Source organism: Rhizobium sp. K33, assembly GCF_056501445.1.
In genome coordinates, this window is record NZ_CP096478.1 from 1,226,588 (window position 1) to 1,245,576 (window position 18,989).

Annotated in this window: 15 protein-coding genes; 14 read left to right on the top strand and 1 reads right to left on the bottom strand. The window is 59.9% G+C overall.

Annotated features, from left to right (window positions below; translation table 11 throughout):
• The first annotated feature begins 86 nt into the window (after positions 1 to 86).
• From rplK to rpoC, 6 genes are all read left to right on the top strand, one after another.
• On the top strand, positions 87 to 518 hold the full coding sequence (gene rplK, locus M1E12_RS06080) for a 50S ribosomal protein L11 (RefSeq protein WP_006728786.1): 432 nt from the start codon (positions 87 to 89) through the stop codon (positions 516 to 518).
• A gap of 2 nt (positions 519 to 520) precedes the next feature.
• The gene (gene rplA, locus M1E12_RS06085) at positions 521 to 1,219 is read left to right on the top strand and encodes a 50S ribosomal protein L1 (protein ID WP_113462464.1); all 699 of its coding nucleotides are present in this window, start codon (positions 521 to 523) and stop codon (positions 1,217 to 1,219) included.
• Positions 1,220 to 1,561: 342 nt separating this feature from the next.
• Positions 1,562 to 2,080: a 50S ribosomal protein L10 gene (gene rplJ, locus M1E12_RS06090; RefSeq protein ID WP_113462465.1), complete on the top strand. Its 519-nt coding sequence runs from the start codon at positions 1,562 to 1,564 to the stop codon at positions 2,078 to 2,080.
• A gap of 61 nt (positions 2,081 to 2,141) precedes the next feature.
• Positions 2,142 to 2,525, top strand: a complete 384-nt coding sequence (gene rplL, locus M1E12_RS06095; protein ID WP_113462466.1) for a 50S ribosomal protein L7/L12 — start codon at positions 2,142 to 2,144, stop codon at positions 2,523 to 2,525.
• Positions 2,526 to 2,771: 246 nt separating this feature from the next.
• Positions 2,772 to 6,905, top strand: coding sequence for a DNA-directed RNA polymerase subunit beta (gene rpoB / locus M1E12_RS06100; RefSeq protein ID WP_113462467.1), 4,134 nt, complete (start codon positions 2,772 to 2,774; stop codon positions 6,903 to 6,905).
• 192 nt (positions 6,906 to 7,097) lie between these two features.
• On the top strand, positions 7,098 to 11,309 hold the full coding sequence (gene rpoC, locus M1E12_RS06105; RefSeq protein ID WP_113462468.1) for a DNA-directed RNA polymerase subunit beta': 4,212 nt from the start codon (positions 7,098 to 7,100) through the stop codon (positions 11,307 to 11,309).
• Positions 11,310 to 11,461: 152 nt separating this feature from the next.
• Here the strand turns inward: rpoC and M1E12_RS06110 are convergent, their stop codons facing one another.
• Positions 11,462 to 11,752, bottom strand: coding sequence for a transcriptional regulator (locus tag M1E12_RS06110; RefSeq protein WP_113462469.1), 291 nt, complete (start codon positions 11,750 to 11,752; stop codon positions 11,462 to 11,464).
• Between the two features lie 508 nt (positions 11,753 to 12,260).
• On the opposite strand from M1E12_RS06110, the gene rpsL reads away from it, so the two are divergent.
• The 8 genes from rpsL to M1E12_RS06150 all read left to right on the top strand — a co-directional run bounded on the left by rpsL (position 12,261) and on the right by M1E12_RS06150 (position 18,988).
• Positions 12,261 to 12,632: a 30S ribosomal protein S12 gene (gene rpsL / locus M1E12_RS06115; protein ID WP_003507760.1), complete on the top strand. Its 372-nt coding sequence runs from the start codon at positions 12,261 to 12,263 to the stop codon at positions 12,630 to 12,632.
• 86 nt (positions 12,633 to 12,718) lie between these two features.
• Positions 12,719 to 13,189 (top strand): 30S ribosomal protein S7, encoded by a 471-nt coding sequence (gene rpsG / locus M1E12_RS06120; RefSeq protein ID WP_113462470.1) that lies wholly within the window; start codon positions 12,719 to 12,721, stop codon positions 13,187 to 13,189.
• Positions 13,190 to 13,221: 32 nt separating this feature from the next.
• Entirely contained in the window at positions 13,222 to 15,321 is a 2,100-nt protein-coding gene (gene fusA, locus M1E12_RS06125; RefSeq protein WP_113462471.1) for an elongation factor G, read from the top strand.
• A gap of 72 nt (positions 15,322 to 15,393) precedes the next feature.
• Positions 15,394 to 16,569: an elongation factor Tu gene (gene tuf, locus M1E12_RS06130; protein ID WP_113465461.1), complete on the top strand. Its 1,176-nt coding sequence runs from the start codon at positions 15,394 to 15,396 to the stop codon at positions 16,567 to 16,569.
• A gap of 377 nt (positions 16,570 to 16,946) precedes the next feature.
• Positions 16,947 to 17,255, top strand: coding sequence for a 30S ribosomal protein S10 (rpsJ, locus tag M1E12_RS06135; protein ID WP_006728688.1), 309 nt, complete (start codon positions 16,947 to 16,949; stop codon positions 17,253 to 17,255).
• A 170-nt stretch (positions 17,256 to 17,425) separates the two neighbouring features.
• Complete coding sequence (gene rplC / locus M1E12_RS06140) at positions 17,426 to 18,064, top strand: 50S ribosomal protein L3 (RefSeq protein ID WP_113462306.1); 639 nt, start codon at positions 17,426 to 17,428, stop codon at positions 18,062 to 18,064.
• A 13-nt stretch (positions 18,065 to 18,077) separates the two neighbouring features.
• Positions 18,078 to 18,698 carry a 50S ribosomal protein L4 gene (gene rplD, locus M1E12_RS06145; RefSeq protein ID WP_113462305.1) on the top strand — a complete coding sequence of 207 codons (621 nt, stop codon included), beginning with the start codon at positions 18,078 to 18,080 and terminating at the stop codon, positions 18,696 to 18,698.
• Complete coding sequence (locus M1E12_RS06150; protein WP_113462304.1) at positions 18,695 to 18,988, top strand: 50S ribosomal protein L23; 294 nt, start codon at positions 18,695 to 18,697, stop codon at positions 18,986 to 18,988. Before rplD ends, M1E12_RS06150 begins: the two co-directional genes overlap by 4 nt.
• The last annotated feature ends 1 nt before the right edge of the window (position 18,989 follow it).

Consider the following 18,989-nt stretch of genomic DNA (forward strand, 5'->3'; position numbering starts at 1 on the left):
TTCAGACGTACCACGCAACCGCAGCCGCCAGCTTCAGGCTGGCATACTGGATCGGGCAACCGGTCTGAAATGAAAGGCAGAGAGTAATGGCTAAGAAAGTTGCAGGCCAGCTCAAGCTCCAGGTCAAGGCAGGATCGGCGAACCCGTCCCCGCCAATCGGCCCGGCCCTTGGTCAGCGTGGCATTAACATCATGGAATTCTGCAAGGCGTTCAATGCCGCCACGCAGGAAATGGAAAAGGGTATGCCGATCCCGGTCGTCATCACCTATTACCAGGACAAGTCCTTCACCTTCGCAATGAAGCAGCCGCCGGTCACCTACTGGCTGAAGAAGGAAGCAAAGATCACCTCTGGCTCGAAGACGCCGGGCAAGGGTGCGAAGGTCGGTACGATCACGAAGGCACAGGTCCGTGCAATTGCCGAAGGCAAGATGAAGGATCTGAACGCCGCCGACATCGAAGGCGCAATGCTGATGGTTGAGGGCTCTGCCCGCTCCATGGGCCTGGAAGTGGTAGGTTGATCATGGCCAAGGTAGCAAAGCGTATTCAGAAGATCCGCGAAGGCGTTGACCCGACCAAGCTGGTCGCCCTGTCCGACGCCATCTCGATGGTCAAGGAACGTGCCGTCGCCAAGTTCGACGAAACGATCGAAATCGCCATGAACCTCGGCGTCGACCCGCGTCACGCAGACCAGATGGTCCGCGGCGTGGTCAACCTGCCGAACGGCACGGGTCGTGACGTTCGCGTTGCCGTCTTCGCACGTGGCGCCAAGGCTGACGAAGCCAAGGCTGCTGGTGCAGACATCGTCGGCGCAGAAGACCTGCTGGAAATCGTCCAGGGCGGCAAGATCGACTTCGATCGCTGCATCGCCACCCCGGACATGATGCCGCTCGTCGGTCGCCTCGGTAAGGTTCTCGGCCCGCGTGGCATGATGCCGAACCCGAAGGTCGGTACGGTCACCATGGACGTCACGGGCGCCGTCAAGGCTTCCAAGGGCGGTGCCGTCGAGTTCCGCGTCGAAAAGGCTGGTATCATCCACGCCGGCATCGGCAAGGCCTCCTTCGACGCCAAGGCGCTCGAAGAAAACATCAAGGCTTTCGCTGACGCCGTCGTCAAGGCAAAGCCGGCTGGCGCCAAGGGCAACTACGTCAAGCGCGTAGCGATCTCCTCGACCATGGGCCCGGGCGTCAAGATCGACCCGGCCACCGTCACTGTCGCCTGATCATGAATTCGGCCGGAGCCTCGCGCTCCGGTCCATCAAGTTTCCGGCCTTTCGGGGCCGGAAATGTCTGGTTTTAAACCCAGACACTCCTGTCCGAGATTGTGGGTGGCCCCCGGGCCTTAATGTTCGCCCTCATGAGACGGGTAAGATCCGTATTTAAACGTCTGATGACGTCTTGAAGTTCGGTTCGAGCCTTATTCGCCTTGTGCCTGGAGCGTGCTCCAAGCAGAGGGGACAGGATCCTCAAGCGTCGCTCGGGGTCCGACATGTTTGGATCCCTTGAGGCAAAGGCAAACCCGGTGGGGCCTGCAGGATTGCGGTCCCATCAACTGGAGACAGACAGTGGAAAGAGCGGAAAAGCGCGAATTTGTCACGGAGCTGAACGAAGTCTTCAAGGCTTCCGGTTCGGTTGTCGTGGCCCACTATGCTGGTGTCACAGTCGCACAGATGAACGATTTTCGTTCGAAGATGCGCGCTGCTGGCGGCACCGTCAAAGTCGCGAAGAACCGTCTGGCCAAGATCGCTCTTCAGGGCACGGAGTCCGAAGGGATGAGCAATCTCTTCAAGGGTCAGACGCTGATCGCATACAGCGAAGACCCGATCGTGGCTCCCAAGGTCGTCATGGATTTCGCCAAGACCAACGACAAGATCGTTGTTCTCGGTGGTGCCATGGGCGCGACCACGCTGAACGCTGAAGCAGTCAAGTCGCTTGCGACCCTGCCTTCGCTGGACGAACTGCGTGCAAAGCTGCTGGGTATGATTCAGACCCCGGCAACCCGTATCGCAGGCGTTGTACAGGCCCCGGCTTCGCAGCTGGCGCGCGTTTTTGCGGCCTACGCAAAGAAGGACGAAGCCGCGTAAGGCGGTTTTTCGCTGTTCAATAATCAAACCAGTTCGAACCGAACTCTAAAGGACTAGTAAAATGGCTGATCTCGCTAAGATCGTAGAAGACCTCTCCTCGCTGACCGTTCTGGAAGCTGCTGAGCTTTCCAAGATGCTCGAAGAAAAGTGGGGCGTTTCGGCTGCTGCTCCCGTAGCTGTTGCTGCTGCTGGCGGCGCTGCTGGCGGTGCTGCTGCTGCTGCTGAAGAAGAAAAGACCGAATTCGACGTTATCCTCGTTGACGCTGGCGCCAACAAGATCAACGTCATCAAGGAAGTTCGTGGCATCACCGGCCTCGGTCTCAAGGAAGCCAAGGACCTCGTCGAAGGCGCTCCGAAGCCGGTCAAGGAAGCCGTTTCCAAGGGCGAAGCTGCTGACCTCAAGAAGAAGCTTGAAGAAGCCGGCGCTAAGGTCGAAGTCAAGTAATATCGGAATGTGGCGGGGGAAGTTCCTTCTCCCGCCCGTTTCCTCCGAACATATTACCCAGGAACCGTCTGAAAACGGTTCCTGGGTAATGGGTTCTCAAGAGGATGGTCTTGACCCGCGCGCCCGGCAAACCGGCCGGCCGTCCGGATCTCGAGACGAGATTGAGTGATCCATTTTTTGACGGAGCCGCCTGGCCAGCGGTCACCGTCTGTTGCAGGCCCGGGTGCAAACTGACAAGGAGCGACGATGGCTCAGACCCTTACCTTTAACGGTCGCAGGCGCGTACGCAAGTTTTTCGGAAAAATTCCAGAAGTCGCAGAAATGCCGAACCTCATCGAGGTTCAGAAGGCATCTTATGACCAGTTCCTCATGGTCGACGAGCCGCAGGGCGGCCGTCCCGACGAGGGGCTCAATGCTGTTTTCAAGTCCGTATTCCCGATCACCGATTTCTCCGGTGCATCGATGCTGGAATTCGTCTCCTACGAATTCGAGCCGCCGAAGTTCGACGTCGACGAATGCCGCCAGCGCGATCTGACCTATGCCGCCCCGCTCAAGGTCACTCTGCGTCTGATCGTGTTCGATATTGACGAGGATACAGGCGCACGTTCGATCAAGGACATCAAGGAACAGTCCGTCTACATGGGCGACATGCCGCTCATGACGAACAACGGTACCTTCATCGTCAACGGCACCGAGCGCGTCATCGTTTCCCAGATGCACCGTTCGCCGGGCGTGTTCTTCGACCACGACAAGGGCAAGTCCCATTCGTCGGGCAAGCTCCTGTTTGCTGCCCGCGTCATCCCCTATCGCGGTTCCTGGCTCGACATCGAGTTCGACGCCAAGGACATCGTGCATGCCCGTATCGACCGTCGCCGCAAGATCCCCGTGACCTCGCTCTTGATGGCGCTTGGCATGGACGGCGAAGAAATCCTGTCGACTTTCTACTCGAAGTCCGTCTACGAGCGTGACGGCAAGGGCTGGCGTTTCCCGTTCAACCCCGAAACGCTCAAGGGCGCCAAGGCGATCTCCGACCTCGTTGACGCCGACAGCGGCGAAGTCGTCGTCGAAGGTGGCAAGAAGCTCACCCCGCGTCTGCTGCGTCAGCTGACCGAAAAGGGCGTGAAGTTCCTCAAGGCTTCCGACGAAGACCTGTTCGGCAACTACCTCGCCGAAGATCTGGTCAACATGTCGACCGGTGAAATCTACATGGAAGCCGGTGCGGAAATCGACGAGAAGTCGCTGCCGCAGATCCTGGAAGCCGGCTTCGAGGAAATCCCGATCCTCGGCATCGACCACATCAATGTCGGCGCCTATATCCGCAACACGCTCTCGGCCGACAAGAACGAGAACCGTCAGGACGCTCTGTTCGACATCTACCGCGTCATGCGTCCGGGTGAGCCGCCGACCATGGAATCGGCTGAAGCCATGTTCCAGTCGCTGTTCTTCGACGCCGAGCGCTACGACCTGTCGGCCGTCGGTCGCGTCAAGATGAACATGCGTCTCGACCTCGACTGCCCGGATACCGTTCGCGTTCTACGCAAGGACGACATCCTGGCCGTGGTCAAGATGCTGGTCGAACTGCGCGACGGCAAGGGCGAGATCGACGACATCGACAACCTCGGCAACCGTCGTGTTCGCTCCGTCGGCGAGCTCATGGAAAACCAGTACCGTCTCGGCCTGCTCCGCATGGAGCGCGCGATCAAGGAACGCATGTCGTCGATCGAAATCGACACCGTCATGCCGCAGGACCTGATCAACGCCAAGCCGGCTGCTGCTGCCGTCCGCGAATTCTTCGGCTCCTCGCAGCTGTCGCAGTTCATGGACCAGGTGAACCCGCTTTCGGAAATCACCCACAAGCGCCGTCTGTCGGCTCTTGGACCGGGTGGTCTGACCCGCGAGCGCGCAGGCTTCGAAGTCCGCGACGTTCACCCGACCCACTACGGCCGTATCTGCCCGATCGAAACGCCGGAAGGCCCGAACATCGGTCTGATCAACTCGCTCGCAACCTTCGCCCGCGTCAACAAGTACGGCTTCATCGAAAGCCCGTACCGCAAGATCGTGGACGGCAAGGTCACGACCGAGGTCGTCTATCTCTCGGCAATGGAAGAAGCCAAGTACTACGTGGCGCAGGCCAACTCTGAACTGACGGCCGATGGCCAGTTCGTCGAAGAGTTCGTCGTCTGCCGTCACGCTGGCGAAGTCATGCTGTCCCCGCGCGACACCATCAATCTGATGGACGTTTCGCCGAAGCAGCTGGTTTCGGTCGCGGCCGCTCTCATCCCGTTCCTGGAAAACGACGACGCCAACCGCGCGCTCATGGGCTCGAACATGCAGCGTCAGGCCGTGCCGCTTCTGCGTGCCGAAGCGCCGTTCGTCGGTACCGGCATGGAGCCGATCGTTGCCCGTGACTCCGGTGCTGCCATCGGTGCCCGTCGCGGCGGCGTGGTCGACCAGGTCGATGCGACGCGTATCGTTATCCGCGCAACGGAAGATCTCGATCCGGGCAAGTCCGGCGTCGACATCTACCGCCTGCAGAAGTTCCAGCGTTCGAACCAGAACACCTGCGTCAACCAGCGCCCGCTGGTGACGGTTGGCGACATCGTCAACAAGGGTGACATCATCGCGGACGGTCCGTCGACCGACCTCGGCGATCTGGCGCTGGGCCGCAACGCGCTCGTCGCGTTCATGCCCTGGAACGGCTACAACTATGAGGACTCGATCCTCATGTCGGAGCGCATCGTCTCGGAAGACGTCTTCACCTCGATCCACATCGAGGAATTCGAAGTCATGGCCCGCGACACCAAGCTTGGTCCGGAAGAAATCACGCGCGACATTCCGAACGTTTCGGAAGAAGCGCTGAAGAACCTCGACGAAGCCGGTATCGTCTACATCGGTGCGGAAGTTCAGCCGGGCGACATCCTGGTCGGCAAGATCACCCCGAAGGGCGAAAGCCCGATGACGCCGGAAGAAAAGCTTCTGCGCGCCATCTTCGGTGAAAAGGCTTCCGACGTTCGCGACACCTCGATGCGCATGCCTCCGGGCACCTTCGGTACCGTCGTTGAAGTTCGCGTCTTCAACCGCCACGGCGTTGAGAAGGACGAGCGCGCGATGGCCATCGAGCGCGAGGAAATCGAACGCCTCGCCAAGGACCGCGACGACGAACAGGCGATCCTCGACCGTAACGTCTACGGCCGTCTGATCGACATGCTGCGTGGTCAGATCTCGATCGCCGGCCCGAAGGGGTTCAAGAAGGGCGTCGAGCTCACCAACGCCGTCGTCTCCGAATACCCCCGCTCGCAGTGGTGGATGTTCGCAGTCGAAGACGAAAAGGTGCAGGGCGAACTCGAAGCGCTCCGTGGCCAGTACGACGAATCCAAGTCGCGCCTTGAACAGCGCTTCATGGACAAGGTTGAGAAGGTCCAGCGCGGCGATGAAATGCCTCCGGGCGTCATGAAGATGGTCAAGGTCTTTGTCGCTGTGAAGCGCAAGATCCAGCCAGGCGACAAGATGGCCGGCCGTCACGGCAACAAGGGTGTTGTCTCGCGCATCGTTCCGGTCGAGGACATGCCGTTCCTCGAAGACGGCACGCATGTCGACATCGTCTTGAACCCGCTCGGCGTTCCCTCGCGCATGAACGTCGGTCAGATCCTTGAAACCCACCTTGCCTGGGCTTGCGCCGGCATGGGCAAGAAGATCGGCCAGATGCTCGAGGACTATCGCAAGCACCTCGACATCACCGATCTGCGCAAGGAACTGACGGAGATCTACGAGTCGGAAGCCCATGACGAAGTGAAGCACTTCGACGACGAAGCGCTGGTCAAGCTCGCCGAAGAAGCCAAGCGTGGCGTATCCATCGCCACCCCTGTCTTCGACGGTGCGCATGAAAGCGACGTCTCGGCGATGCTGAAGCGTGCGGGCCTCAACCCCTCGGGTCAGTCGACCTTGTACGACGGTCGTACCGGTGAAGCCTTCGACCGTCAGGTCACCGTCGGCTACATGTACATGATCAAGCTGAACCACCTGGTCGACGACAAGATCCACGCCCGTTCGATCGGCCCGTACTCGCTCGTCACCCAGCAGCCGCTCGGTGGTAAGGCGCAGTTCGGCGGTCAGCGCTTCGGGGAAATGGAAGTCTGGGCTCTGGAAGCTTACGGCGCCGCCTACACCCTGCAGGAAATGCTGACGGTGAAGTCGGACGACGTGGCCGGCCGTACCAAGGTCTACGAAGCGATCGTCCGTGGCGACGACACCTTCGAGGCCGGTATTCCGGAAAGCTTCAACGTTCTCGTCAAGGAAATGCGCTCTCTGGGCCTTTCCGTCGAGCTCGAGAACTCGAAGATCCTGCCGGAAGAGGGCCAGCTGCCCGACGCAGCCGAGTAAGTTTGACAAAGGCGTGCGTGGTTTTCACCGCGCACGCCATCCCCGGACTGTCCCGCGGCCAAAATCGGGACGGGAAGGGGAGTTTCGCCGCATTTCGCGGTTATTGTCATTTTGAAGGTCTGGGGCGGCATCCCGGGAATCCGCCGCCACCAAGACCTGATCGAGGGCTCCTAGCCCCAAAAGGAGACAGGCATGAACCAAGAGGTCATGAACCTTTTCAACCCGTCGGTGCCGGCTCAGCACTTCGACAGCATCCGGATCTCGATCGCGAGCCCGGAAAAGATCCTGTCGTGGTCCTATGGCGAGATCAAGAAGCCGGAAACCATCAACTACCGTACGTTCAAGCCCGAGCGTGACGGCCTCTTCTGCGCGCGTATCTTCGGACCGATCAAGGACTACGAGTGCCTGTGCGGCAAGTACAAGCGCATGAAGTACAAGGGCATCATCTGCGAAAAGTGCGGCGTCGAAGTCACGCTGTCGCGCGTTCGCCGCGAGCGCATGGGCCACATCGAGCTCGCAGCCCCGGTCGCCCACATCTGGTTCCTGAAGTCGCTTCCCTCGCGCATCTCCACGCTGCTGGACATGACGCTGAAGGATGTCGAGCGCGTTCTCTATTTCGAGAACTACATCGTGACCGAGCCGGGCCTGACCTCGCTCAAGGAAAACCAGCTGCTCTCTGAAGAAGAGTACATGATGGCCGTCGACGAGTTCGGCGAAGACCAGTTCACCGCCATGATCGGTGCTGAAGCCATCTATGAAATGCTGGCCTCGATGAACCTCGAAAAGATCGCTGGCGATCTGCGTTCCGAGCTTGCCGACACCACGTCGGACCTCAAGCAGAAGAAGCTGATGAAGCGCCTGAAGATCGTCGAGAACTTCATGGAGTCGGGCAACCGTCCGGAATGGATGATCATGAAGGTCGTTCCGGTCATCCCGCCGGACCTGCGCCCGCTGGTTCCGCTCGATGGCGGCCGCTTCGCGACCTCTGACCTGAACGACCTCTATCGTCGCGTCATCAACCGTAACAACCGTCTGAAACGCCTGATCGAACTGCGCGCTCCGGGCATCATCATCCGCAACGAAAAGCGCATGCTGCAGGAATCTGTAGACGCGCTCTTCGATAACGGCCGTCGTGGCCGCGTCATCACCGGCGCCAACAAGCGTCCGCTGAAGTCGCTCTCCGACATGCTCAAGGGCAAGCAGGGCCGCTTCCGTCAGAACCTGCTCGGCAAGCGCGTCGACTATTCCGGCCGTTCGGTCATCGTGACCGGTCCGGAACTCAAGCTGCACCAGTGCGGCCTGCCGAAGAAGATGGCGCTTGAGCTCTTCAAACCGTTCATCTACGCCCGCCTCGACGCCAAGGGTTATTCCTCGACCGTCAAGCAGGCCAAGAAGCTGGTTGAAAAGGAAAAGCCGGAAGTCTGGGATATCCTCGACGAGGTCATCCGCGAGCATCCGGTTCTCCTGAACCGCGCACCGACGCTGCACCGCCTGGGCATCCAGGCCTTCGAACCGACCCTGGTCGAAGGCAAGGCCATCCAGCTGCACCCGCTCGTCTGCACGGCCTTCAACGCCGACTTCGACGGTGACCAGATGGCCGTTCACGTGCCGCTGTCGCTCGAGGCTCAGCTCGAAGCCCGCGTTCTGATGATGTCGACGAACAACATCCTGCACCCGGCCAACGGTGCGCCGATCATCGTTCCGTCGCAGGACATGGTTCTCGGCCTCTACTATCTGTCGATCCAGAACCAGAACGAGCCGGGCGAGGGCATGGCCTTCTCCGACATGGGCGAACTGCACCATGCTCTGGAAAACAAGGTCGTCACGCTGCACGCCAAGATCAAGGGCCGCTTCAAGACCGTCGACGCCGAGGGCAACCCGGTTTCGAAGATCTATGAAACTACGCCTGGCCGCATGATCATCGGCGAACTGCTGCCGAAGAACGTCAACGTGCCGTTCGACATCTGCAACCAGGAAATGACCAAGAAGAACATCTCCAAGATGATCGACACGGTCTACCGCCATTGCGGCCAGAAGGACACGGTCATCTTCTGCGACCGCATCATGCAGCTGGGCTTCACCCACGCGTGCAAGGCGGGCATCTCCTTCGGCAAGGACGACATGGTCATCCCGGAAACGAAGGCGAAGATCGTCGGTGACACCGAAACGCTGGTCAAGGAATACGAGCAGCAGTACAACGACGGCCTGATCACCCAGGGCGAGAAGTACAACAAGGTGGTCGACGCTTGGGGTAAGGCAACCGAGAAGGTCGCCGAGGACATGATGGCCCGCATTAAGGCCGTCGAGTTCGATCCTGAGACGAACCGCCAGAAACCGATGAACGCCATCTACATGATGTCGCACTCGGGTGCCCGTGGTTCACCGAACCAGATGCGCCAGCTGGGCGGCATGCGCGGCCTCATGGCCAAGCCGTCGGGCGAAATCATCGAGACGCCGATCATCTCGAACTTCAAGGAAGGTCTGACCGTTAACGAGTACTTCAACTCGACCCACGGTGCCCGTAAGGGTCTCGCAGACACCGCTCTGAAGACCGCGAACTCCGGTTACCTGACCCGTCGTCTCGTCGACGTGGCCCAGGATTGCATCGTCAACCTCGTGGATTGCGGCACCGACAAGGGCCTCACCATGACGGCGATCGTTGATGCCGGTCAGGTCGTTGCCTCCATCGGCGCCCGCGTTCTCGGTCGTACCGCGCTTGACGACATCGATCATCCGGTCACGGGTGAGCGCATCGTTGATGCCGGTCAGATGATCCTTGAGCCGCATGTCGTGGAAATCGAGAAGGCTGGCATCCAGTCGATCCGCATCCGCTCTGCTCTGACCTGCGAAGTTCAGACGGGCGTCTGCTCGATCTGCTACGGCCGCGACCTGGCCCGTGGTACGCCTGTCAACATGGGCGAAGCCGTCGGCGTCATCGCCGCACAGTCGATCGGTGAGCCGGGTACCCAGCTGACCATGCGTACCTTCCACCTGGGTGGTACCGCGACCGTGGTTGACCAGTCGTTCCTCGAAGCCTCGTACGAAGGTACGGTGCAGATCAAGAACCGCAACATTCTGCGCAACTCCGAAGGCAATCTGATTGCCATGGGCCGCAGCATGGCGATCACGATCCTCGACGAGCGCGGCATCGAGCGTTCTTCGCAGCGTGTCGCCTACGGTTCGAAGGTCTTCGTGGATGACGGTGACAAGGTGAAGCGCGGCCAGCGTCTGGCCGAGTGGGATCCGTACACCCGCCCGATGATGACGGAAGTCGAGGGTATCGTGCATTTCGAGGACGTCGTCGACGGTCTCTCCGTGCTCGAAGCCACCGACGAGTCGACCGGCATCACCAAGCGTCAGGTCATCGACTGGCGTTCGACCCCGCGCGGTTCGGACCTCAAGCCGGCGATCGTCATCAAGGACGCAAGCGGCAACGTGCTCAAGCTCGCCCGTGGCGGCGAAGCACGCTTCCAGCTCTCGGTCGACGCGATCCTGTCGGTCGAGCCTGGTCAGAAGGTGTCTCAGGGTGACGTTCTCGCACGTTCGCCGCTGGAAAGCGCCAAGACCAAGGACATCACCGGTGGTCTGCCGCGTGTTGCCGAACTGTTCGAAGCCCGTCGTCCGAAGGACCACGCCATCATCGCTGAGATCGATGGTACGATCCGCCTCGGCCGCGACTACAAGAACAAGCGTCGCGTCATCATCGAGCCGGCAGAAGACGGTGTCGAGCCTGTCGAATACCTGATCCCGAAGGGCAAGCCCTTCCACCTTCAGGAAGGCGACTACATCGAAAAGGGTGACTACATCCTCGACGGTAACCCGGCTCCGCACGACATCCTGGCGATCAAGGGCGTCGAGGCACTCGCCTCGTACCTGGTCAACGAAATCCAGGAAGTCTACCGACTGCAGGGCGTTGTGATCAACGACAAGCACATCGAGGTGATCGTTCGCCAGATGCTGCAGAAGGTCGAGATCACCGACAGCGGCGACAGCCAGTACATCGTGGGCGACAATGTCGACCGCATCGAACTGGACGACGCCAACGAGCGCCTGATCGAGGAAGGCAAGAAGCCGGCATATGGCGAACCGGTCCTCCTCGGCATCACCAAGGCCTCGCTGCAGACGCCGTCGTTCATCTCGGCCGCATCCTTCCAGGAAACCACCAAGGTTCTCACGGAAGCTGCGATCGCCGGCAAGACCGACACGCTGCAGGGCCTGAAGGAAAACGTCATCGTCGGCCGTCTGATCCCGGCCGGTACCGGCGGTACCATGACGCAGATCCGCCGCATCGCCTCTTCGCGCGACGACCTCATCCTCGAGGAGCGCAAGAAGGGCACGGGTGCAGATGTTGCGACCCCGATGCTGCAGAACCTCGCTGGCGAAAACGCGCCTGCCGCCGAGTAATCGGTACCGAGGTTAAAAGATCAAAGGCCGTCCGGAGTGATCCGGGCGGCTTTTTCATTTTGGACTGGGGCAGGGCGCGGGCAGGTTCGCACGCAACGAAAAAGGCCGATCGCAAGCGACCGGCCTTCGATAGCTGAAAATGGGTGTTGAGCTCAGGCGAAGCGGATGATCGCGACTTCGCCTTCCAGCGCACCCTGATAGGCCGAGGCATGCGGCTCTTCGTCCGGCGCGCCCGTGATCATGCCGATCTGGTCGAGATCGGCCTCCAGGAAGCCTTCCTCCGAGAGCGCGTTGAGCGTCAGGCGAACAGCCGTGTCGTCGTCTGGGGCGGTCAAGAGGACGTGCAGGTCGACGGGTTCGCCACCCTCGGTCTCGTAGGCCTTGGCGATGACGATGAACACCATGGGCTCGTCGCGGTTGTTGTCGTTGTCGCTGTTGATCATGGTGCCGGTCTTCCTGTTGTGGCGGATCGATTCTTCAGTTGGCGGCCGATTCGACCACACGGGGCAGGGTGGTTGACCCGCTCTCAGTACCTATCTAGAAGTTTCCCGTCGCAATCCAAGCCAAATCGTCTCGGACATCAGGTTTTCCCGTGCCGAAACGGCCAGACTCTCGGTCGGGCAGGGGCTTGGGCCATTAATTGTCAGATGTGACTTGACGTTAAGGGGGGAAAACAGTAGTACCCCGGCCATCGGAGCCCATGTGAGGTAGGCTTTTTCGGGACGCCTCGTCCTGAAGTTCATCTCAAACAGGTCTCCAAACGCACGTTGACGACACGAATGCTGCTCGCACGACGCACTCTTGCAGTGCGTCCTCTGTCTTTTGTGGTCCATCCGCGAAAACGGGTCGGGCCACATTTTGCGCATGAAGAAAACTGTGCGGCCGCCGCCGGAAACGGCAACCACCAGGGCCTGAAAGGGCTTGAGACTAGATTTTGCAAGGGATGGGTATATGCCTACCGTAAACCAGCTGATCCGCAAGCCGCGTCAGGCACAGGTAAAGCGCAATAAGGTTCCTGCTCTGCAGGAAAACCCGCAGAAGCGCGGCGTTTGCACCCGCGTCTACACCACGACCCCGAAGAAGCCGAACTCGGCTCTGCGTAAGGTCGCCAAGATCCGCCTGACCAATGGCTTCGAAGTCATCGGCTACATTCCGGGTGAAGGTCACAACCTGCAGGAACACTCTGTCGTCATGATCCGTGGCGGCCGCGTAAAGGACTTGCCGGGTGTTCGTTACCACATCATCCGCGGCGTTCTCGACACCCAGGGCGTCAAGAACCGCAAGCAGCGCCGTTCGAAGTACGGTGCGAAGCGTCCGAAGTAAGCTTCGGCTCTTCATCCATCAGATACCGGCGCTGCGCGAGGTTCTCCGCGTGATAAAGCGTCCCTAACCGTTGAGAGACAAATAGTATGTCCCGTCGCCACAGTGCAGAAAAGCGTGAGATCAACCCGGACCCGAAGTTCGGCGATCTCGTCGTCACCAAGTTCATGAACGCCATCATGCTTCACGGCAAGAAGTCGGTCGCTGAAAGCATCGTCTACGGTGCCTTCGACGTCGTTCAGAACAAGTCCAAGCAGGAACCGATTGCCGTCTTCCATCAGGCGCTCGACAACGTCGCGCCGCATGTTGAAGTCCGTTCGCGCCGCGTTGGTGGTGCGACCTACCAGGTCCCGGTCGATGTTCGTCCGGAGCGCCGCCAGGCTCTCGCGATCCGCTGGCTGATCACCGCTGCCCGCAAGCGCAACGAGACCACTATGGTCGACCGCCTCTCCGGCGAGCTGCTCGACGCAGCGAACAACCGCGGTAGCGCCGTCAAGAAGCGCGAAGACACCCACAAGATGGCCGATGCAAACCGCGCCTTCTCGCATTACCGCTGGTAATCCACCGATTAAATATTGAAAGGCAGTCCGTTATGGCTCGCGAATATAAAATCGAAGACTACCGCAACTTCGGTATCATGGCGCATATCGACGCCGGCAAGACCACGACCACCGAGCGTATCCTCTACTACACCGGTAAGTCTCACAAGATCGGCGAAGTTCATGACGGCGCAGCCACCATGGACTGGATGGAGCAGGAGCAGGAGCGTGGCATCACGATCACCTCCGCTGCCACGACGACCTTCTGGAAGGGTCGCGACGGCAAAATGCGCCGCTTCAACATCATCGACACCCCCGGCCACGTTGACTTCACCATCGAAGTCGAGCGTTCGCTGCGTGTTCTCGACGGTGCCATCGCCCTTCTCGACGCCAATGCCGGTGTTGAGCCGCAGACCGAAACCGTTTGGCGTCAGGCTGAAAAGTACAACGTCCCGCGGATGATCTTCTGCAACAAGATGGACAAGACCGGTGCTGACTTCTACCGCTCGGTAGAAATGATCAAGACCCGTCTCGGCGCCACCGCTGTTGTCATGCAGCTGCCGATCGGCGCGGAAAGCGACTTCAAGGGCGTTGTTGACCTGATCGAGATGAACGCTCTGGTCTGGCGCGATGAGTCCCTCGGCGCTGCCTGGGATGTCGTCGAGATCCCGGCTGACCTGAAGGACAAGGCTGAAGAATATCGCGAAAAGCTGATCGAGACGGTTGTCGAGATCGACGAAGAAGCGATGGAAGCCTACCTGAACGGCGACATGCCGGACAACGACAAGATCCGCGAACTCGTTCGTCGCGGCACGATCGACGTCAAGTTCCACCCGATGTTCTGCGGCACCGCCTTCAAGAACAAGGGCGTTCAGCCGCTGCTCGACGCCGTTGTCGACTACCTGCCTTCGCCGCTCGACATTCCCGCGATCAAGGGCATCGACTTCAAGACCGAAGCCGAAATCGAACGTCACGCTGATGACGCCGAGCCGCTCTCGATGCTGGCATTCAAGATCATGAACGACCCCTTCGTTGGTTCGCTCACCTTCGCCCGCATCTATTCCGGCAAGCTCGAGAAGGGTTCGTCTGTTCTCAACACGGTCAAGGACAAGCGCGAGCGCGTCGGCCGTATGCTGCAGATGCACTCGAACTCCCGTGAAGACATCGAAGAAGCCTTCGCAGGCGACATCGTTGCTCTCGCAGGCCTGAAGGAAACCACCACGGGTGACACGCTCTGCGATCCCCTGAAGCCGGTTATCCTCGAGCGCATGGAATTCCCCGAGCCGGTCATCCAGATCGCGATCGAGCCGAAGTCCAAGGGCGACCAGGAAAAGATGGGCCTCGCGCTCAACCGCCTGGCTGCCGAAGACCCGTCCTTCCGCGTCAAGACCGACCAGGAATCCGGCCAGACCATCATCGCTGGCATGGGCGAACTTCACCTCGACATCATTGTCGACCGCATGCGTCGCGAGTTCAAGGTTGAAGCCAACGTCGGTGCTCCGCAGGTTGCTTACCGTGAGACGATCACGAAGCTCCACGAAGAAGACTACACGCACAAGAAGCAGTCCGGTGGTACCGGTCAGTTCGCGCGCGTCAAGCTCGTCTTCGAACCGAACCCGGAAGGCGACGACTTCAAGTTCGAGTCCAAGATCGTCGGCGGTGCGGTTCCGAAGGAATACATCCCGGGCGTTCAGAAGGGTATCGAAAGCGTTCTGTCTTCGGGTCCGCTCGCAGGCTTCCCGATGCTCGGCGTCAAGGCCACCCTCATCGATGGTGCCTTCCACGACGTCGACTCCTCGGTTCTCGCCTTCGAAATCGCATCGCGTGCATGCTTCCGTGAAGCTGCCAAGAAGGCCGGCGCTCAGCTGCTCGAGCCGATGATGCGCGTAGAAGTCGTCACCCCGGAAGATTACGTCGGCGACGTTATCGGCGACCTGAACTCCCGTCGTGGCCAGATCCAGGGCCAGGAACAGCGCGGCATTGCGATCGTGATCAACGCTCACGTCCCGCTCGCCAACATGTTCAAGTACGTCGACAACCTGCGCTCCATGTCGCAGGGCCGCGCACAGTACTCGATGGTCTTCGATCACTACGCACCGGTTCCGTCGAACGTTGCTGCTGAAATCCAGGCAAAGTATTCCGGTCAGAAGTGACCGGGATACCCCGCCCCACCAATTGAATAAGTGAATTTCCCCGGACGGGGACCAGATAATGGAGAGCCGGAAATGGCAAAGAGTAAGTTTGAGCGCAACAAGCCGCACGTCAACATCGGCACGATCGGCCACGTCGACCACGGCAAGACGTCTCTGACGGCAGCGATCACCAAGTTCTTCGGTGAGTTCAAGGCCTACGACCAGATCGACGCAGCTCCGGAAGAAAAGGCACGCGGCATCACCATCTCGACGGCGCACGTTGAGTATGAGACGGCCAACCGTCACTACGCCCACGTTGACTGCCCAGGCCACGCCGACTACGTCAAGAACATGATCACCGGTGCTGCCCAGATGGACGGCGCGATCCTGGTTTGCTCGGCCGCTGACGGCCCGATGCCGCAGACCCGCGAGCACATCCTGCTCGCCCGTCAGGTTGGCGTTCCGGCGATCGTCGTCTTCCTCAACAAGGTTGACCAGGTTGACGACGCCGAACTGCTCGAGCTCGTCGAACTCGAAGTTCGCGAACTTCTGTCGTCCTACGACTTCCCCGGCGACGACATCCCGGTCGTCAAGGGTTCGGCTCTGGCCGCTCTGGAAGACTCGAACAAGGAAATCGGCGAGAACGCCATCCGCAAGCTGATGGAAGAAGTCGACGCCTACATCCCGACGCCTGAGCGTCCGATCGACCAGCCCTTCCTGATGCCGATCGAAGACGTGTTCTCGATCTCTGGCCGTGGTACGGTTGTGACGGGTCGCGTTGAGCGCGGTATCGTCAAGGTCGGCGAAGAAATCGAAATCGTCGGCATCCGTCCGACGACGAAGACGACCTGCACGGGCGTTGAAATGTTCCGCAAGCTGCTCGACCAGGGCCAGGCTGGCGACAACATCGGTGCGCTGCTGCGCGGTGTGAACCGTGACGGCGTTGAGCGTGGCCAGATCCTGTGCAAGCCGGGTTCGGTCAAGCCGCACAAGAAGTTCAAGGCAGAAGCCTACATCCTGACGAAGGAAGAAGGCGGCCGTCATACGCCGTTCTTCACGAACTACCGTCCGCAGTTCTACTTCCGCACGACGGACGTGACGGGCATCGTGACGCTTCCGGAAGGCACGGAAATGGTTATGCCGGGCGACAACGTGACCGTTGACGTCGAGCTGATCGTTCCGATCGCGATGGAAGAAAAGCTGCGCTTCGCGATCCGCGAAGGCGGCCGCACCGTCGGCGCCGGCATCGTCGCCTCGATCGTCGAGTAATCAGTTGAAAGAGCGGCCCCGGGCCATGTGTCCGGGGCCGCTTTTCGTTTCCGTCTGTCGGTTGGTGCAAGCCAGTCATGCAGACAATGCGCATGTCGCCAATTCGTGCCTCTGGCCGGATTGACGAAAGGCCGATTGCGGTGTATGTCGCCGGCCACGATCAGAATCGCGCGGTGATTTGCACCGCAGTTCTAAGCGCTGCAGTTTTCAAAGGCCTGGTGACGGGTCGAGTTCGGCAGGGCTCCTCATGACTAGAAAGAGTGACAGGGGCACCCCTCGGTGTCCCTGTGATTTTTGAAAATTAGGGGCCGGCCAGTCATGGTAATTCACTGTCTCTGCGTATGCGGGACGCAAGAAAAGAAACAAGGACAAGTCGAATGAACGGCCAGAATATCCGCATCCGCCTCAAGGCGTTTGATCACCGGGTTCTCGATGCCTCTACGCGGGAGATCGTCTCGACCGCAAAGCGCACCGGTGCAAGCGTTCGCGGCCCGGTACCGCTCCCGACCCGCATTGAAAAATTCACCGTTAACCGTTCGCCGCACGTCGACAAGAAGAGCCGCGAACAGTTCGAGATGCGCACGCATAAGCGCCTGCTTGACATCGTAGACCCGACCCCGCAGACCGTCGACGCTCTGATGAAGCTCGACCTGGCTGCCGGCGTTGACGTCGAGATCAAGCTCTAAGAAGGAATTCCGGCGAGAGCCGAAATAACAAGGAAGGTACGTGGCAAGACCTGCCAACGACTTCTCGAAACGGGAAACCCGAAGGTTCGGAAGGGCCGGAGTGGAATCCTTAAACAAAGAGGAAAGGCCGAGATCTGATCGCGGCCGCGACTCTCAAGAGGAATGAACCAATGCGTTCAGGTGTGATTGCACAGAAAGTGGGAATGACCCGCGTCTATAACGACGCCGGCGAACATATCCCGGTAACAGTTCTGCGGCTGGATAACGTACAGGTCGTTGCCCAGCGTACGGTTGACAAGAACGGCTACACCGCGCTCCAGCTCGGTGCCGGCACGTCCAAGGTCAAGAATACGACGAAGGGTCTGCGTGGCCACTTCGCCGCTGCGAGCGTAGAGCCCAAGGCCAAGCTCGTCGAGTTCCGCGTTTCCGAAGACAACCTCATCGATGTCGGCGCCCAGCTGACCGCGAGCCATTTTGAAGCCGGCCAGCTGGTCGACGTCACGGGCACGACGATCGGTAAGGGTTTTGCTGGTGCAATGAAGCGCCACAACTTCGGCGGTCTCCGCGCTACCCACGGTGTCTCCGTTTCGCACCGCTCGCATGGTTCGACCGGTTCGAACCAGGATCCGGGCAAGGTCTGGAAGGGCAAGCGCATGGCTGGTCACATGGGCCAGACGCGCGTCACCACCCAGAACCTCGAAGTCGTTTCGACCGATGAAGATCGTGGTCTCATCCTTGTGAAGGGCGCAGTTCCCGGTTCCAAGGGTTCGTGGATCATCGTCCGCGACGCCGTCAAGTCGGCGAAGTAAGGGAGCCAAGCACATGGAATTGAACGTCAAGACCCTCGAGGGCAAGGACGCCGGCAAGGTTTCTCTGTCGGACGAAATCTTCGGCCTGGAGCCCCGCGAAGATCTGATCGCTCGCATGATCCGCTACCAGCTGGCCAAGAAGCGCCAGGGTACGCACAAGATCAAGGGCCGCTCGGAAGTCTCGCGCACCGGCTCGAAGATGTACAAGCAGAAGGGCACCGGTCGTGCTCGTCACCATTCGGCCCGCGCTCCGCAGTTCCGCGGCGGTGGTAAGGCTCATGGCCCGGTTGTTCGCAGCCACGCTCATGACCTGCCGAAGAAGGTTCGTGCGCTCGCTCTGCGTCACGCCCTCTCTGCCAAGATGAAGTCGGAAGATGTGATCATCGTCGACAACCTGGTTGCGGCTGAAGCCAAGACCAAGCTGCTCGTCGGCAACTTCGCCTCGCTCGGCCTCACCAACGCTCTCGTCATCGGCGGCGCCGAAATCGACAGCAACTTCAAGCTCGCCGCTTCGAACATCCCGCACATCGATGTTCTGCCGGTTCAGGGCATCAACGTTTATGACATCCTGCGCCGTGGCAAGCTCGTCCTGTCCAAGGCTGCTGTGGAAGCTCTGGAGGAGCGGTTCAAATGACGGATCTTCGCCACTACGACGTGATCGTATCTCCGTCGATCACGGAAAAGTCGACCATGGTGTCTGAGTACAACCAGGTTGTCTTCAACGTCGCCAAGGGTGCAAGCAAGCCGGAAATCAAGGCTGCTGTCGAAGCCCTCTTCGGCGTCAAGGTCACCGCCGTCAATACGCTCGTCCGCAAGGGCAAGACCAAGCGTTTCCGCGGCTTCGCCGGCAAGCAGAAGGACGTCAAGAAGGCGCTCGTGACGCTCGCCGAAGGTCAGTCCATCGACGTGTCGACGGGCGTCTGAG

Coding starts and splice junctions, on each gene's coding strand:
- rplL (WP_113462466.1), top strand. CDS start 2,142: ATGGCTGATCTCGCTAAGATCGTAGAAGACCTCTCCTCGCTGACCGTT.
- rpoB (WP_113462467.1), top strand. CDS start 2,772: ATGGCTCAGACCCTTACCTTTAACGGTCGCAGGCGCGTACGCAAGTTT.
- tuf (WP_113465461.1), top strand. CDS start 15,394: ATGGCAAAGAGTAAGTTTGAGCGCAACAAGCCGCACGTCAACATCGGC.
- rpsG (WP_113462470.1), top strand. CDS start 12,719: ATGTCCCGTCGCCACAGTGCAGAAAAGCGTGAGATCAACCCGGACCCG.
- rplK (WP_006728786.1), top strand. CDS start 87: ATGGCTAAGAAAGTTGCAGGCCAGCTCAAGCTCCAGGTCAAGGCAGGA.
- rpoC (WP_113462468.1), top strand. CDS start 7,098: ATGAACCAAGAGGTCATGAACCTTTTCAACCCGTCGGTGCCGGCTCAG.
- fusA (WP_113462471.1), top strand. CDS start 13,222: ATGGCTCGCGAATATAAAATCGAAGACTACCGCAACTTCGGTATCATG.
- rplD (WP_113462305.1), top strand. CDS start 18,078: ATGGAATTGAACGTCAAGACCCTCGAGGGCAAGGACGCCGGCAAGGTT.
- M1E12_RS06150 (WP_113462304.1), top strand. CDS start 18,695: ATGACGGATCTTCGCCACTACGACGTGATCGTATCTCCGTCGATCACG.
- rpsJ (WP_006728688.1), top strand. CDS start 16,947: ATGAACGGCCAGAATATCCGCATCCGCCTCAAGGCGTTTGATCACCGG.
- rplA (WP_113462464.1), top strand. CDS start 521: ATGGCCAAGGTAGCAAAGCGTATTCAGAAGATCCGCGAAGGCGTTGAC.
- rplC (WP_113462306.1), top strand. CDS start 17,426: ATGCGTTCAGGTGTGATTGCACAGAAAGTGGGAATGACCCGCGTCTAT.
- rpsL (WP_003507760.1), top strand. CDS start 12,261: ATGCCTACCGTAAACCAGCTGATCCGCAAGCCGCGTCAGGCACAGGTA.
- M1E12_RS06110 (WP_113462469.1), bottom strand. CDS start 11,752: ATGATCAACAGCGACAACGACAACAACCGCGACGAGCCCATGGTGTTC.